We start from the raw sequence: 16,596 nt of genomic DNA on the forward strand, positions 1-16,596 counted from the left end.
CACACAGATTGATAGGTCTATATTGTTAAAGAGCTTTTCTAACGCTTTCAGCAGCTTGCTTACTCGACGTTAGGGGTGCGTATCTTACTTTGCACCGTGAGAGAGTCAAGCATTTTTTCAAGTTTCTTTTCTCTCTTTTCCGACTCTCAGTGTGACTCTCGTCTCACTCCGTGTCGGTGGATGCGCAGTATAGGGAGCTGAGAAATTAGCACAAGCGTTTTTTACAAAAAAAAAACCAAGTGAGCAAATAACGAGCAGGGCGGACAAATAAGCAACAAACCGAGCTGTTCCTAAGGGGCTTGTAAGACTTTTTCACTCCAGATAACAGAGCTTACATAGGTTCGCCTTCTTATAAGCTTGGTTCTAGGCTCCAACATTTGTTGTATTGATTCTTCCTGTTGAACCAGCTATTGCTATCAACTTCTACACATTTAGCCTCTGTATATGCGTAATCTAAATGAACTGCTATATCGATAGAGTCTTGCATTATAAATACTTCGTTGAAAGAACCTTTATCGAAATCATCTTTCATCTGAGTCATTGTTACTTGTGATAATCGAGCTAACGGACAGTTTGTGTATAATTGTGTCTGGTAAACACTTTGCCTTGAACATTTGAAGTTAATGTAAAGCATCCAAGCACTGTCTAAATAGATGTGTTTACAATCTAACAACTCTTTAATGAACTTCGTACTGTAAATAAACTGTCGAAAACCGAGTTTGTCACTACCGATCGTTATTTTAGGGCATCAAATGAAGACGAGAACCTGTTAAGCAGCAGCCCTCTCTCTGTCTACTGCCTATTCAAGGGCAGCTAAAATCGAGCAATGACCAGCATCGTCATGAGTATGACCACAGCAAGCATCATTGATCTTCTTCAATGCTCGACGAATTTTCGTTAGCTCGTTAATTTTCCCATCAATCAGCTCTAACTTAGCAGAAGTAATGGCTTTTACCTCTGCACAGCTGTGTTCTGTCGCTTCTAACTTAATTTCTAACAGGTCTTTAATTTCATCCAGACTCAAGCCAAGATCTTTACCTTTGAGGATAAAGTGCACCTGCTTTTGATTCTCTTCATCATATAAGCGATAGCCTGACTCACTTCGTCCTGCGGGTTTTATTAGCGCGTTTTTCTCGTAGAAACGTAATGTATCGGCAGTCACACCACAACGTTTTGCCAGTTCACCTATCTGAAACATAACTTTCCCTATTAACTATCTCGTTACTTTTAAAGCTAAATAACGACTTTTTTGCAATTATTTTTGAGATACCAAACGATTGCGCGAGCTTTTTTGTAATGAATTGGTTAGAATACGCGCCATCAAATGTGGAGACTGTTTTCTAACCAGAAAACATCCGGCAAAGGTCTTTACCAAAACTGGCCAATATTTTACCCCAAGAGGTAAAAACAAGTTCATTTTTGGCAAACATCTTTAACTCCGTGAATTTGAGGAAAATGGAAGCATGAATAACGCTCGTCCTATTCGCCGTGCGCTTATCAGCGTATCAGACAAAACAGGTATTGTTGAGTTTGCACAAGCTCTTGCTGAGCGCGGTGTCGATATCCTATCTACTGGTGGTACAGCTCGCCTACTTGCCGAACAAGGCATCGCCGTAACCGAAGTCTCTGACTACACTGGTTTCCCAGAAATGATGGACGGCCGCGTTAAAACGCTTCACCCAAAAGTTCACGGTGGGGTTCTGGGTCGTCGTGGCCAAGATGATGACGTGATGGCAAAACATGGCATCAACCCAATAGATATGGTTGTCGTTAACCTGTACCCATTCGCAGAAACCGTCGCCAAAGAAGGTTGTACACTGGCTGACGCGGTAGAAAATATCGATATCGGCGGCCCAACGATGGTTCGCTCTGCTGCGAAAAACCACAAAGACGTGACTATCGTAGTTAACGCAGGTGATTACGACCGCGTGATTGCAGAAATGGACGCAAACGGCAAATCTCTTACGCTTGAAACACGCTTCGACCTTGCTATCGCAGCATTCGAACACACTGCGGCTTACGATGGCATGATCGCAAACTACTTCGGCACTATGGTTCCATCTTATGGTGAGAGCAAGGAAGGTGACAAACCTTCTCCTGAAAACAAGAGCAAATTCCCTCGTACATTCAACCAGCAATTCGAGAAGAAACAAGACATGCGCTACGGTGAGAACAGCCACCAAGCTGCAGCTTTCTACGTCGAAGCCAACCCACAAGAAGCGTCTGTTTCAACTGCTCGCCAAATCCAAGGTAAAGCCCTTTCTTACAACAACATCGCAGACACGGACGCCGCACTTGAGTGTGTGAAAGAGTTCGACGAGCCAGCATGTGTGATCGTTAAACACGCCAACCCATGTGGTGTCGCGCTAGGTAAAGACATCTTAGAAGCATACAACCGTGCTTACCAAACTGACCCAACATCTGCATTCGGCGGCATTATTGCATTCAACCAAGCGCTAGATGCAGAAACGGCTAGCGCTATCGTTGAGCGTCAATTCGTTGAAGTGATCATTGCACCTTCTGTTTCTGCTGAAGCGATTGAAGTTGTTGCGACGAAGAAGAACGTTCGCCTACTCGAGTGTGGCGAATGGTCAACGAAGACAACGGGCTTTGACGTGAAACGCGTCAACGGTGGTCTACTGGTTCAAGACCGCGACCAAGGCATGGTAAGCCTAGACGACCTTAAAGTGGTTTCTAAGCGTCAACCGACAGAAGAAGAGCTCAAAGACGCCCTATTCTGCTGGAAGGTAGCGAAATACGTAAAATCAAACGCGATTGTTTACGCGAAAGGTGACATGACTATCGGTGTGGGCGCAGGTCAAATGAGCCGCGTTTACTCAGCAAAAATCGCCGGTATCAAAGCGGCAGACGAAGGTCTAGAAGTGGCGGGCAGCGTAATGGCATCTGACGCTTTCTTCCCATTCCGCGACGGTATCGATGCCGCTGCAGAAGCTGGCATTAAGTGCGTAATTCAGCCAGGTGGCTCAATGCGTGACGACGAAGTTATCGCAGCAGCAGATGAGCACGACATGGCGATGATCTTTACCGGTATGCGCCACTTCCGCCACTAATCCTCTCGTCTTCACTGAATTAGAGAGGCCATACTCAGGTCTTTTCGAAATATCTGAGGTTGAGCAAACGGTATTTATAAGATTAAGGATTTTCATATGCGAGTTTTAATCATTGGTTCAGGCGGTCGTGAACATGCGCTAGGCTGGAAAGCGGCACAAAACCCAAATGTTGAGACTATCTACATTGCACCAGGCAACGCAGGTACGGCTCTAGAGCCAAAACTAGAGAACGTAAACATCGATGTAGAAGACATCGCAGGTCTGGTTGATTTTGCAAAAGAGAAAGCCATTGAACTGACTATCGTTGGCCCTGAAGCACCACTTGTGATTGGTGTGGTTGATGCGTTCCGAGAAGCTGGTCTGTCAATCTTCGGCCCGACACAAGCCGCAGCGCAGCTTGAAGGCTCTAAAGCGTTTACTAAAGACTTCCTTGCTCGTCACCAAATCCCAACGGGTTCATACGCAAACTTTACTGAAATCGAGCCTGCTCTTGCTTACGTGCGTGAACAAGGTGCGCCAATTGTGGTGAAAGCTGACGGCCTTGCTGCCGGTAAAGGCGTTATCGTTGCGATGACACTAGAAGAAGCTGAAGACGCAATCAAAGACATGCTCGCAGGCAATGCATTTGGTGACGCTGGTAGCCGAGTAGTTATCGAAGAATTCCTAGATGGCGAAGAAGCAAGCTTCATCGTGATGGTGGATGGTGAGAACGTTCTGCCAATGGCCACCAGCCAAGATCACAAACGTGTCGGCGATAAAGACACGGGCCCTAATACGGGTGGTATGGGCGCTTACTCACCTGCTCCAGTCGTGACACAGGAACTCCACAACCGCATCATGGAAGAAGTGATTAACCCAACCGTACACGGCATGGCTTCTGAAGGTCACCCGTATACAGGTTTCCTATACGCGGGCCTGATGATCGACAAAGACGGCACACCGAAAGTGATCGAGTACAACTGCCGCTTTGGTGACCCAGAGACGCAACCGATCATGATGCGCATGCAATCGGATCTGGTTGATCTTTGCTTGGCTGCGGTTGACCAAAAACTGGATCAAGTGGAATCAAAGTGGGATCCGCGTGCATCGATTGGTATCGTGCTAGCGGCTGGCGGCTACCCAGCAGCGTACAACAAAGGCGACGTGATCTCTGGTCTGCCTCAAGTTGAAATTGAAGGCGACAAAGTCTTCCACGCGGGTACAGATAACAAAGATGGCGACATCGTGACAAATGGTGGTCGCGTACTTTGTGCAACAGCACTGGGCAACAGTGTATCAGAAGCGCAGCAACGCGCTTACGAGCTTGCAAAACAGATCAGTTGGGACGGCATGTTCCATCGCAGTGACATCGGCTACCGTGCGATTGCACGTGAGCAAGAAAAATAAAAACAACTTAAGTTGGCTAAAAAAACAAAAGGCGCATTAGCGCCTTTTTTATTACTCTGTCAGCAAATAAGTCTAACCTAGCTTACTCAGTGAGTAATGCAGGTCGTGGTACACAATCAAAGTCATCATCATTGAGCATCAACAGTTCATCTACCGTTGCTTTATTTCGTGACTGCTTGCCGACAAAAGCCACATAACTATCTACGGATGACAATCGCTCGATGATAAATTTTGGCAGTGTCTGATTAAACTCGAGTGTCGAGAACGCTTTACCTTTGCAGGTTTCAAACGATTGACCATTCCAATAACCTTGAATGAGTCTCTGACTGTTACGAGACTGCGCCTTAACCGACGCCACGACGTCATTCGCTTCTGCTTTGTAGCGTTCTAGTTGTTCATGCTGAAGTGGTAAAACTTTACGGTTAACGCGATATTGTTGGTAAACCGCTTCGCCATCTTTATTAAAACGGATGTGGATTTGAAAAGGCACCAACGCTTGCTTGGTATCAACTTGCTCACCTTTTCGAATCAACTCTCGCAGCTCACCTTTATCCCAACGATAATCACTTTGAAACCAGCCATTGTCCCTCATAGACACATAATCAGCCGCCGTACTCACGCGAGTGAGTTTCTCGGTCACCCAGTACAAGCTACTTGCGTCTCCAGCAACTTTTCCGCCAGAGAAGTGAGTGAATTGTTCTAAATTAGGGGTTTCAACCGACGAACAGCCAAAAAGGCTAAGGCTAGATAAGAGAAGTAAAGTGAGTAGATGTTTTTTCATGAAGTTGCACCGAGGCAGGATACCTCGGTGCATTCTAACTTAGTTTACTGATTCTTTCAGCGCTTTACCTGCTACGAATGCAGGTACGTTAGCTGCTGCGATTTGAATCTCGTCACCAGTCTTAGGGTTACGACCAGTACGTGCAGCGCGGTGGTTTACTTTGAATGTACCAAAACCAATTAGTTGAACTTGGTCACCCTCTTTCAGTGCGCCAGTTACACCATCAAGAGTCGCTTCAAGAGCAGCTTTGGCTTGTGCTTTTGATAGGTCTGCTTTCTCTGCGATAAAGTCGATTAATTGGGTCTTGTTCATTAGGTTTCCCTTCTTATATGTTATCGAATCGTCTCACTCTAAAGCATAAATGCCCTGTCTGGCAAAGGTTTGTGGGCGATCTTTCGATTTTCTGACGTACTTTTAGCCACAATATGAGCAACAACTCACAATTTGTTACCACATACTCACTGAAACCCCTTGCTTTCCGAGGTATTTGGACCAATTTATAAGGCACTTTGGCGGTGATAATCACTGCGAATATCACTATTTAACTACTTTCAAGGGCAACTATGCTGCTGTTATCCATTTATATCTCTATTGCTATCGGCGTTTCGTTTATCTGTTCGGTACTGGAGGCGGTACTACTCAGTATCAGTCCGAGCTACATTGCACAGCTCAATCAACAGAAGCACCCTGCAGCGGAGCAACTTGCGAAACTCAAGTCAGACATCGATCGTCCATTAGCGTCGATTTTGACCCTCAATACCATTGCCCATACCATTGGTGCGGCCACTGCAGGCGCACAGGCGGCCGTCGTGTTTGGCAGTGAGGCGCTGGGTATCTTCTCTGCGGTTCTGACACTAGCGATCCTTGTGCTATCAGAGATCGTACCGAAAACAATAGGTGCGACGTATTGGCGTCAACTCGCCCCTACCGCGGCAGTGTCACTGCGCTGGATGGTGTGGGCGCTAACGCCATTCGTGTGGTTCTCTGAGCAAATCACCAAGCGTCTTGCGCGCAACCATCAAGCTCCTAAGATGCGTGATGAACTGTCTGCGATGGCGATCCTTGCTCGTGAAAACGGTGAATTTGCAGAAGGTGAATCAAAAATCCTAAGCAACTTATTAGGTATCCAAGATGTGCCAGTGACTCACGTCATGACGCCTCGTCCAGTGGTATTCCGTGTCGATGCCACCATGACCATCAATGAGTTTCTAGAAAAACATCAGGATACCCCTTTCTCTCGCCCATTAATTTACAGTGAGCAGAAAGACAACATCATTGGCTTTGTACACCGCCTAGAGCTATTTAAGTTACAGCAGTCAGGCTGTGGACAGAAACGGCTGGGCGCCATCATGCGTCCTATCCAAGTGGTTCTGAATAACACGGCGTTACCTAAAGTGTTCGACCAAATGATGACTCACCGTCTGCAGCTCGCGATTGTGGTTGACGAATACGGTACGGTACAAGGCTTAGTGACTTTAGAAGATATTTTTGAGCACCTATTGGGGGAGGAAATCATCGACGAAGCAGATAAAAGCACCGACATGCAAGAACTGGCTTACCAACGTTGGGAAAGTTGGAAAGAGATGCATGGCGTGATTGAAAGCCGTGATGACGATGATGAGGAAGAGATGCAGGAAACGCCAGAAACTGAACATGAAGCAGCAGAGTCTGACTCCAAAACAACTTCGCAACTAAACCCATAGAAGGTAAAAAGGCATCCAACGGGATGCCTTTTTGATCTTCGCTAAATGATTACAGTGCGATGCCGATATTGCTTACGCCTTCTTCACGTAGTTCTTCACGCAAGTCTTTAATCAAGCTGATATCACGCTCAGTGGCGGCACGTAGCGGACGAAAAATCGCCCACTGTATGTCCCACTCTTCGCACACCGCTTGGTTTTCTTTTTGGTTGTCGTTGGTGATAGGTTCACTGCCTTGTGCTTGCTCTAAATCTGCAACGGTTTGTACCGACTGCTGACTCACTTTCAGCATGGAGTCAAAAAGGTAATCACGGTCCAATAGACCATGCAGCAGTGTCGACAGCGCCTGACACGCATCCATCGCTGGATATACGCCGTAAAAGTCATACTCATCTGAACTTGGGAACAGCTCTTCAAGCTTTTCTAATTGACGTTCGAAGTTCACTTTGGCGTTCTTAACTGTCAGAATTTCCCATACACTATCAAGAATCGCTCGGTAAGCACGCGGGTCAGCAAATTCTGTATTGTCACAAAACAGCGCATAGTTTGGGTACATGCGTTCACACAGACACGCCATAAAGGTAATTTGTTGCCAAGGTTCTAGTTTTTCTAAACGAACCTGAAGAGGATTCTTAAGCATAGTTACTCAATCATTGAAGAAGAAAACAGCGAAAGTGTACTTGATTCATCACAGGGAAAAAAGTTAATGCCTCATTCCAATCAGATTTTCCTGCTCTCGGAGCATCGTGACACCTACGAAACATTACTAACGGAGAAAAACCTGCCAGATCTTCGTATTACAGATAAGCCACAGGAGGCTCAAATAGCCCTTGCGGATCCGCCCTTATTATCTCAAAGGTTAGACGAGTTTTCGCAACTTGAGTGGGTACAATCCACATTTGCTGGCATAAACGCATTAATATCTCCTAATCTTCGCCAAGACTACTCGCTTACTAATGTACGAGGGATTTTTGGCCCACTCATTGCAGAGTATGTAATGGGTTATAGTCTCGCCCACTACCGCCACTTTGCCTGCTACCACCAGCAACAACAAAACAAACGATGGCAGCCTCACCTCTATACATCATTACAAAGTAAAACCATGGTGATTCTCGGTACTGGTAGCATTGGGTGTTATTTGGGCAATGCCGCTAAAGCAATGGGGATAAAAACCATCGGCATTAACCGCACAGGTATTCCGACCTCCGGTGGTGAGTTTCATCAGACCTTTCATATCAATGAACTAAGTAAAGCATTTGAACAAGCCGACATCGTTGTGAATACTCTACCAAGTACACCTGAAACGCGACAGTTACTCAATCGCCAGACACTCAGCCAACTGAGTCAGGCATTATTGTTTAACGTAGGCCGTGGCGACGTACTGGATGAGGCTGGGTTGCTCTTCGCTCTGAAAAACCATTGGGTAGAACACGCCTTTTTAGATGTGTTTGAGCAAGAACCGTTATCGGTAAAGCATCCGTTTTGGAAACTACCGCAAGTCACTATTACTCCCCACATTGCTGCACTGAGTTTTCCAGAGCAAGTCATAGAGATTTTTGCTGACAATTATCGACGCTGGCACGATGGGTTTTCACTCAGTTATCAAGTAGATTTCGAAAAGGGCTACTAACAATGTCACTAGAAGCACTGTTGCAGCAAGTTAGAGCCTGCCAGTTGTGCGCTAAAGATTTACCTTTAGGGGCGAACCCTGTTGTACAAGCCGGCAAAGAAGCACGCATACTCATTATCGGCCAAGCCCCAGGAACACGAGTGCACCAAACCTCAATTCCATGGAATGACCCCAGTGGGGACAGGCTACGCCAGTGGTTAGCTATAGATAAAGACGTTTTTTATGATTCGAGCAAGGTCGCGATTATTCCAATGGGCTTTTGTTACCCAGGCAAAGGGAACTCTGGTGATTTACCGCCTCGCAAAGAATGTGCGCCCACTTGGCATAAAAAGATTCTTGAGCAACTGCCCAATATAGAGCTGACTCTACTAATTGGTCAGTACTCGCAGCAGCACTACCTCTCCAACAAGCCCAAGACACTTACGCAAACCGTTCAGCAATGGCAAGATTGGGAGCCGGACTTTATCCCGCTCCCTCACCCTTCTCCACGCAATACATTGTGGTTAAAGAAGAACCCTTGGTTTGAATCAGACGTTGTGCCATACCTTAAAAAACGCGTTCGCTCGATACTTTAGGTTACCCATGCTCTCATTGCTTGATAATCTGCACAAGAGAAGCATCGCACAAACATCACAACCATAAGGCATTGTTTATAAAGAAATTTAATCCAAAATGTACAGCTTGGACGGTAATTAGATCATAGTAGACCAAATGCTAATTAAGCTGCACAAGCCTGAATTTTAGACAAAAAAATACCGGCACTCAGTGCCGGTATTGGATTTCAATAAGCCGAGATTACTTGTGGTATGGCTTAGATAGCTCATGTACCGCTTCAACAAACACACCTGCGTTTTCTGGTGGTACATCCAAATGAATGCCGTGACCAAGGTTAAATACATGGCCCGTACCGGTATCACCAAAGCCTTCCAGAATTGACGCCACTTCTTGACGAATACGCTCAGGCTGGGCATAAAGCATGGACGGGTCCATATTTCCTTGCAGTGCAACTTTGTCACCAACACGCGCTTTCGCATCAGCAATATTGATTGTCCAGTCGAGACCAATCGCATCACACCCGGTTGCCGCGATTTTTTCGAGCCACATACCACCATTTTTAGTGAATAGTGTCACTGGCACACGACGGCCATCGTTTTCACGGATCAGGCTATCGACGATTTTTTGCATGTATTGCAGTGAGAACAAATTGTAATCACGCGGAGTCAATACACCACCCCACGTATCAAACACCATCACCGATTGTGCGCCCGCTTTGATTTGTGCATTTAGATACTCAATCACACTGTCAGCCAGTTTATCAAGCAGCAGGTGCAGCGTTTGAGGCTCTGCATACATCATCTTCTTAATCTTAGTGAACGCTTTTGAGCTTCCGCCTTCAATCATATAGGTAGCAAGTGTCCATGGACTACCAGAAAAACCGATCAATGGCACTTCACCTTTTAGGTCTTTACGGATCTGGCGTACCGCATTCATGACGTACTGCAATTCACCCTCAGGATCGGGTAAACCAATTTTTTCCACATCGGCTTTGCATGTAATAGGGTTATCAAAAACAGGGCCCTCACCAGCCGCAAAGCGCAAACCAAGCCCCATTGCATCTGGGATCGTTAGGATGTCAGAGAACAAGATCGCTGCATCAAGCGGAAAACGGCGTAGTGGTTGAAGTGTCACTTCGGATGCTAATTCTGCGTTTCGACACAAAGACATGAAATCACCCGCTTCTGCACGGGTCGCTTTGTATTCTGGTAGGTAACGACCTGCTTGGCGCATCATCCATACTGGCGTGTAATCTACTGGCTCTTTTAAAAGTGCACGCAGATAACGATCATTTTTTAGTTCAGTCATTCCGTAATTCCAACTGTTGGGCTTTCTGTGTAAGGAAGTATTCTATCACTGATTTCAGTCCAATAGAGGTGTGCTTTGCAATCTGGATCAAGTTATTAACTTTTAAATCAATGCTTAATTTGCACCCAATCAATATCAGTGTTAAAAATTTATTCGCTAGCGAAAACTATAATTATAAACTGAGTACCTAGTACTCAGCATCTCATAACGACATCTTACTTACCCCCTCCCTCTCGGAGGGTTTTTTTTATCTATTATTCAAATCATTTTCTTCGATGGCTCCTAGAGTCTGCTCTATCAGTGCCCTCGCAATGGTACCTTTTGGTGCAACTGGTGGTATCTCGTTAACGTTGAACCACTGAGCGTCCGACAACTCGGTATAATCAGGATTCAATTCACCAGATTCATAATCCGCTAAAAAAGCCATCATCATGCTGGAAGGGAATGCCCACGGCTGGCTACCAAAATAACGAATATTTTTGACATGAATCCCCGTTTCCTCGTGTATTTCGCGCGCGACGCATTCTTCCAGCGTCTCACCTACTTCTAGAAAGCCAGCAATCACGGTGTACATACCATTTCTGTGTCTTGGGTGCTGGGCCAGTAAGATTTGATTGCCTTTCCGTACGGCCACGATGATGCATGGAAAGATACGAGGATAGTGCAGCGTTCTACACTCGCCACACTGCATAGCCAATTGATTATTGTTAAGGAAGTTTCTACCACCACATTGTGGGCAAAAGCGCAGACTTTGCGTCATGTGCCCATATTGTACCGCTCTACTCAACAACATGAATAATGGCTCATGAAAATGCAGACAATCACGAAGTGAAACTAACGGCAAATCTTGCACCAAATCTGAAAAATTAAGCCACATAACTGGCGAATCTAAATACTCACCGATTTGTCTCGCACTCGCTTCAGGTAGTGATAACTGCTCCGCAGACCCAAAAGGCACAGCACCATCCACCAGCCAAATTTCACTTCCAGAAACAACACACCAATAAGCATTTATTGCGCGGTTAACATCACCTTTTCTTAACATTAAACCATCCCTTTGCTTGAAGTTCATTCATTTTACTGGCAATCTAATTTCATACTAGAGTTTGTCGTTAGACAAGTTTGCAACTATAAATTCTAGTAAGGACAAGCGTTTGTAATAACTTTACTAACTTTGCTATGCAAAGGATACGTTCGTCAACGGACGATCAGATCATGAGGGCATGGTCATGCTAAAAAAATTCAAACAAACACAAGACCAGTGGGGTGGCTACAGTGATGTTATTGATCACTGGCTAGAAATGAGACAATCCTTGATTGTTGAATATTGTAAGCTTGCAGCACTGCAACCTTGTTCGAAAACAAACGTTATTGAACTCCCATCTCCTTCAGAATTGCAGAATTTCTGTCAGCACCTAGTCGATTATATCTCCGAAGGCCATTTCAAAATTTACGATATGGTCATGGATCGTTGGAAAGCAACGGGCTTTGTCGTCACAGATGAGATCAATCAAACCTACGAGCAAATTATATTTACCACAGATCCCATATTAAACTTTAACGATAAGTACTCAGATGTCACCGAATACGATGAGTTAGCCGACTTTGACTCGGATATGTGTTTAATCGGCGAGACTCTTGAGACTCGCTTTGAAGTCGAAGACTACTTAATCCAACAAATCGCAGAAAGTTTGTCTATGCCACCAGGAGCCTAGTTATCAACAGGCTAGAAGAGACTTAATTGACATCAAGAGCTGACGCTAAACGTCAGCTTTTTCTTTTTCTGAACAACCGCCAGCTAATGCTGTGCGGTAATGCAAACAGTAAAAAACCAAAAAGGCACCCGAAGGTGCCTTTTTTCTTAAACGATTACTCGTTACAAAGCTTTATTCTTCCGAAGAAAAACCAGCGTTTAGAAGTGCTGCTAGGTTATCCGTTGCTTGTTCAGCAGAAGGGCCATCTTGCGCTTCAGAACGTTTAGCTTGACGCTCTTGGTGGTATGCGAAACCTGTACCTGCTGGGATCAAACGACCAACAATTACGTTTTCTTTCAGACCACGTAGGTCATCGCGTTTACCAGAAACGGCTGCTTCTGTTAGTACGCGAGTTGTTTCTTGAAACGATGCCGCAGAAATGAACGACTCAGTCGCAAGAGATGCTTTCGTGATACCTAAAAGCTCACGCTCAAAACGTGCAGGCTCTTTGCCTTCTGCTTCTAGATCACGGTTAGCAATCTTAACTTGTGAGTATTCAATTTGCTCGCCAGGCAAGAACTCAGAGTCACCAGTGTGAGTAATTGTACACTTACGTAGCATCTGACGAACGATAGTTTCAATGTGCTTATCGTTAATCTTAACGCCTTGTAGACGGTAAACTTCTTGAACCTCGTTCGCGATGTATTCCGTCACAGCGTGTACGCCACGCAGACGTAGGATGTCATGTGGCGATTCAGGACCATCTGCAATCACATCACCACGCTCAACTTTTTCACCTTCGAATACGTTAAGCTGACGATGCTTAGGAATCATCTCTTCGTAAGCTTCACCGTTTTCACGAGTGATCACAAGACGACGTTTACCTTTGGTCTCTTTACCAAAGCTCACTGTGCCAGTGTGCTCAGCAAGAATTGCAGGCTCTTTCGGTTTACGAGCTTCGAATAAGTCAGCAACTCGTGGAAGACCACCAGTGATATCTTTGTTACCGCCAGACTTCTGAGGAATACGTGCTAGTGTTGCACCTACGCCTACTGCAGCGCCATCTTCGATGTTCACAATCGCCTTACCAGGTAGGAAATAGTGAGCTGGCATATCGGTGCCAGGAATCATTACATCTTTACCTTGTTCATCGACAAGTTTGATAGCTGGACGCATATCTTTACCTGCTGATGGGCGAGCGGCTGGATCAGTGACTTCGCTTGAAGATAGACCGGTTAGGTCATCTGTCTGACGAGAAACTGTTACACCGTCGATCATGTCTACAAACTGGATACGGCCAGCTACCTCAGTGATGATAGGTAGTGTATGCGCTTCCCAGTTTGCGATAGTTTCACCCGCTTGAACTGAGTCACCATCACCTTTGCTTAGCAGTGTACCGTAAGGCAGTTTGTGCTTCTCTTTCGTACGGCCAAACTCATCGATGATGGTTAGCTCTGTCGCACGAGAGGTGATAACGATCTTACCATCATCCGCCACTACTGACTTAGCATTGTGCAGTTTGATAGAACCATTGTTCTTCGCTTGAACGCTGTTCTCTGCTGCTGCTGTCGATGCTGCACCACCGATGTGGAACGTACGCATAGTAAGCTGAGTACCCGGTTCGCCGATAGACTGAGCAGCAATAACGCCAACTGCCTCACCTTGGTTCACTAGGTGACCACGCGCTAGATCACGACCATAACACTGTGCACAACAACCGAAGTCAGAATCACAAGTAACTACAGAGCGAACTTTCATGTTGTCGACTGAGTTCTCTTCCATGATCTGACACCACTTCTCATCAATTAGAGTATTACGTGGGATCAGAACATCTTCTGTACCTGGTTTAAGCACATCTTCAGCAACGACACGACCCAGAACGAGCTCAGTAAGTGCAACTTTAACATCACCACCCTCGATATGAGGCATCATATCAACGCCCTCGTGAGTGCCACAGTCATGTTCAGTAACAACAACGTCTTGAGCTACGTCTACGAGACGACGAGTTAGATAACCCGAGTTCGCTGTTTTCAATGCTGTATCCGCAAGACCCTTACGAGCACCGTGCGTTGAGATAAAGTACTGAAGTACGTTTAGACCTTCTTTAAAGTTTGCAGTGATTGGCGTTTCGATGATTGAACCATCCGGACGCGCCATCAGACCACGCATACCAGCAAGCTGACGAATCTGCGCAGCGGAACCACGAGCTCCCGAGTCAGCCATCATGTAGATGCTGTTGAACGACTCTTGTTGTTCCTCTTCACCGTCACGGTTGATTACCGTTTCAGAGGAAAGGTTTGCCATCATTGCTTTCGCAACGCGGTCGTTGGTCGATGCCCAGATATCGATAACTTTGTTGTAACGCTCACCCGCAGTAACAAGACCAGACTGGTATTGCTCTTGGATTTCACGTACTTCTTCTTCCGCTTCGGCGATTTCAGTGTACTTCGCAGCTGGAACAACCATATCGTCGATACCAACAGAGACACCAGAAAGTGCTGCGTAAGCAAAACCTGTGTACATGATTTGGTCAGCGAAGATAACCGTATCTTTAAGACCTAGCTTACGGTATGCCTCGTTAAGTAGGTTAGAGATTTGCTTCTTACCTAGTTTTTGGTTAACGATGCTAAATGGTAAGCCTGTTGGTACGATTTGCCATAGCATTGCACGACCGACAGTGGTATCCACCATCTTAGTTTCGGTTGTGCTATTGCCGTCTTCGTCGACAACGGTTTCTGTAATACGTACTTTAACGCGTGCGTGAAGTTCAGCTTGTTTCGTGCGGTATGCTTTCTCGGCCTCAGCTGGCCCAGAAAGGTACATGCCTTCACCTTTCACGTTGATCTTTTCACGAGTCATGTAGTACAGACCCAATACAACGTCCTGAGAAGGTACGATGATCGGATCACCTGACGCTGGCGACAGAATGTTGTTTGTCGACATCATCAGCGTACGAGCTTCAAGCTGTGCCTCTAGAGTTAGAGGTACGTGAACCGCCATTTGGTCTCCATCGAAGTCCGCGTTGTACGCCGCACACACAAGTGGGTGTAGCTGAATCGCTTTACCTTCGATAAGTACCGGTTCAAACGCCTGGATACCAAGACGGTGAAGTGTCGGTGCACGGTTCAATAGTACTGGGTGTTCACGGATGACTTCATCTAGGATATCCCAAACAACCGCTTCTTCACGCTCGACCATCTTCTTAGCAGCTTTGATTGTCGTCGCAAGACCACGAGTTTCTAGTTTGCTATAGATAAATGGTTTGAATAGCTCAAGTGCCATCTTCTTAGGAAGACCACACTGGTGTAGACGCAGGTATGGACCTACTGTGATTACAGAACGACCAGAGTAGTCTACACGTTTACCTAGAAGGTTCTGACGGAAACGACCCTGTTTACCCTTGATCATATCAGCAAGAGATTTCAGAGGACGCTTGTTTGAGCCTGTAATCGCACGACCACGACGACCGTTATCTAGTAGCGCATCAACAGACTCTTGCAACATACGTTTTTCGTTACGTACGATAATGTCCGGAGCCGCTAGCTCTAGAAGACGCTTCAAACGGTTGTTACGGTTGATCACACGGCGGTATAGATCGTTCAAATCTGAAGTTGCGAAGCGACCGCCATCTAGTGGTACTAGAGGACGTAGATCTGGCGGAAGTACTGGAAGTACAGTCAAGATCATCCACTCAGGATTATTACCTGATGAGATGAACGCTTCTACCAACTTCAAACGCTTCGTGACTTTCTTGCGCTTAGTTTCAGAGTTTGTGGTCTCAAGCTCTTCGCGCATTTGTTCAGCTTCAGCGTGCATATCCATAAAACCTAAGAGGTCTTTGATAGCTTCTGCACCCATCTTAGCAGTGAACTCGTCGCCCCACTCTTCTAGACGGTCTAGATACTCTTCTTCAGTAAGCATCTGACCTTTTTCTAGATCCGTCATACCTGGTTCAGTTACAACGTACATTTCGAAGTAAAGAACACGTTCGATATCACGTAGAGGGATATCCATTAGTAGACCGATACGAGACGGTAGCGATTTTAGGAACCAGATGTGAGCTACTGGTGAAGCAAGTTCGATATGGCCCATGCGGTCACGACGAACTTTAGTTTGTGTAACTTCTACACCACACTTCTCACAGATAACACCACGGTGTTTCAGGCGCTTGTACTTACCACAAAGACACTCGTAGTCTTTAACTGGACCAAAAATACGCGCACAGAACAAACCATCGCGTTCAGGTTTGAACGTACGATAGTTGATCGTTTCAGGTTTTTTAACCTCACCGAAAGACCACGAACGGATCATGTCTGGTGAAGATAGACCGATTTTGATTGCATCAAACTCTTCGGTCTTATGCTGTGCTTTTAGAAAGTTTAATAAGTCTTTCACAATCAGCTCCTGTAAGGAGTTAAAAGGAGCTCACCCGCAAAAGTGAGCACCTTTCTACCGATAATCAGCTTTCTCT

General features: G+C 45.8%; 13 protein-coding genes. 6 read left to right on the forward strand and 7 right to left on the reverse strand.

What is annotated here, in order from left to right; translation table 11 throughout:
- Positions 1-799: 799 nt before the first annotated feature.
- Positions 800-1,198 (reverse strand): Zn(2+)-responsive transcriptional regulator, encoded by a 399-nt coding sequence (zntR, locus tag AC3D28_RS10505; protein WP_488534710.1) that lies wholly within the window; start codon positions 1,196-1,198, stop codon positions 800-802.
- 265 nt (positions 1,199-1,463) lie between these two features.
- Between zntR and purH the strand changes: the two genes are divergently transcribed.
- Complete coding sequence (gene purH / locus AC3D28_RS10510) at positions 1,464-3,071, forward strand: bifunctional phosphoribosylaminoimidazolecarboxamide formyltransferase/IMP cyclohydrolase (protein ID WP_488534711.1); 1,608 nt, start codon at positions 1,464-1,466, stop codon at positions 3,069-3,071.
- A gap of 96 nt (positions 3,072-3,167) precedes the next feature.
- Positions 3,168-4,457 carry a phosphoribosylamine--glycine ligase gene (purD, locus tag AC3D28_RS10515; protein ID WP_488534712.1) on the forward strand — a complete coding sequence of 430 codons (1,290 nt, stop codon included), beginning with the start codon at positions 3,168-3,170 and terminating at the stop codon, positions 4,455-4,457.
- An 82-nt stretch (positions 4,458-4,539) separates the two neighbouring features.
- On the opposite strand, the gene AC3D28_RS10520 is transcribed toward purD, so the two are convergent.
- Both AC3D28_RS10520 and hupA read right to left on the reverse strand, forming a co-directional pair.
- A complete protein-coding gene (locus AC3D28_RS10520; RefSeq protein WP_488534713.1) occupies positions 4,540-5,238 on the reverse strand; it encodes a DUF1481 domain-containing protein in 699 nt (232 codons plus the stop codon).
- Between the two features lie 39 nt (positions 5,239-5,277).
- Positions 5,278-5,550 carry a nucleoid-associated protein HU-alpha gene (gene hupA, locus AC3D28_RS10525; protein WP_005382524.1) on the reverse strand — a complete coding sequence of 91 codons (273 nt, stop codon included), beginning with the start codon at positions 5,548-5,550 and terminating at the stop codon, positions 5,278-5,280.
- 251 nt (positions 5,551-5,801) lie between these two features.
- Here hupA and AC3D28_RS10530 point away from each other — a divergent pair, with 251 nt between their 5' ends.
- Positions 5,802-6,941, forward strand: a complete 1,140-nt coding sequence (locus AC3D28_RS10530; RefSeq protein ID WP_488534714.1) for a CNNM domain-containing protein — start codon at positions 5,802-5,804, stop codon at positions 6,939-6,941.
- 49 nt (positions 6,942-6,990) lie between these two features.
- Here the strand turns inward: AC3D28_RS10530 and AC3D28_RS10535 are convergent, their stop codons facing one another.
- The gene (locus AC3D28_RS10535; protein WP_098413525.1) at positions 6,991-7,578 is read right to left on the reverse strand and encodes a YjaG family protein; all 588 of its coding nucleotides are present in this window, start codon (positions 7,576-7,578) and stop codon (positions 6,991-6,993) included.
- A gap of 66 nt (positions 7,579-7,644) precedes the next feature.
- Between AC3D28_RS10535 and AC3D28_RS10540 the strand changes: the two genes are divergently transcribed.
- Together AC3D28_RS10540 and AC3D28_RS10545 are read left to right on the forward strand one after the other, a co-directional pair.
- The gene (locus AC3D28_RS10540) at positions 7,645-8,568 is read left to right on the forward strand and encodes a D-2-hydroxyacid dehydrogenase (protein WP_488534715.1); all 924 of its coding nucleotides are present in this window, start codon (positions 7,645-7,647) and stop codon (positions 8,566-8,568) included.
- Between the two features lie 2 nt (positions 8,569-8,570).
- A complete protein-coding gene (locus AC3D28_RS10545; RefSeq protein ID WP_488534716.1) occupies positions 8,571-9,143 on the forward strand; it encodes a uracil-DNA glycosylase family protein in 573 nt (190 codons plus the stop codon).
- A 220-nt stretch (positions 9,144-9,363) separates the two neighbouring features.
- On the opposite strand, the gene hemE is transcribed toward AC3D28_RS10545, so the two are convergent.
- Both hemE and nudC read right to left on the reverse strand, forming a co-directional pair.
- A complete protein-coding gene (gene hemE, locus AC3D28_RS10550) occupies positions 9,364-10,431 on the reverse strand; it encodes a uroporphyrinogen decarboxylase (RefSeq protein ID WP_098413522.1) in 1,068 nt (355 codons plus the stop codon).
- A 247-nt stretch (positions 10,432-10,678) separates the two neighbouring features.
- Positions 10,679-11,476: an NAD(+) diphosphatase gene (nudC, locus tag AC3D28_RS10555; protein WP_488536080.1), complete on the reverse strand. Its 798-nt coding sequence runs from the start codon at positions 11,474-11,476 to the stop codon at positions 10,679-10,681.
- Positions 11,477-11,654: 178 nt separating this feature from the next.
- Here nudC and rsd point away from each other — a divergent pair, with 178 nt between their 5' ends.
- On the forward strand, positions 11,655-12,146 hold the full coding sequence (gene rsd / locus AC3D28_RS10560) for a sigma D regulator (protein ID WP_098413520.1): 492 nt from the start codon (positions 11,655-11,657) through the stop codon (positions 12,144-12,146).
- Positions 12,147-12,317: 171 nt separating this feature from the next.
- Here rsd and rpoC read toward each other — a convergent pair whose 3' ends face one another.
- Positions 12,318-16,520 carry a DNA-directed RNA polymerase subunit beta' gene (rpoC, locus tag AC3D28_RS10565; protein ID WP_098413519.1) on the reverse strand — a complete coding sequence of 1,401 codons (4,203 nt, stop codon included), beginning with the start codon at positions 16,518-16,520 and terminating at the stop codon, positions 12,318-12,320.
- Positions 16,521-16,596 lie beyond the last annotated feature (76 nt).

The sequence above is a fragment of the Vibrio sp. TAP-3B genome (assembly GCF_057784735.1).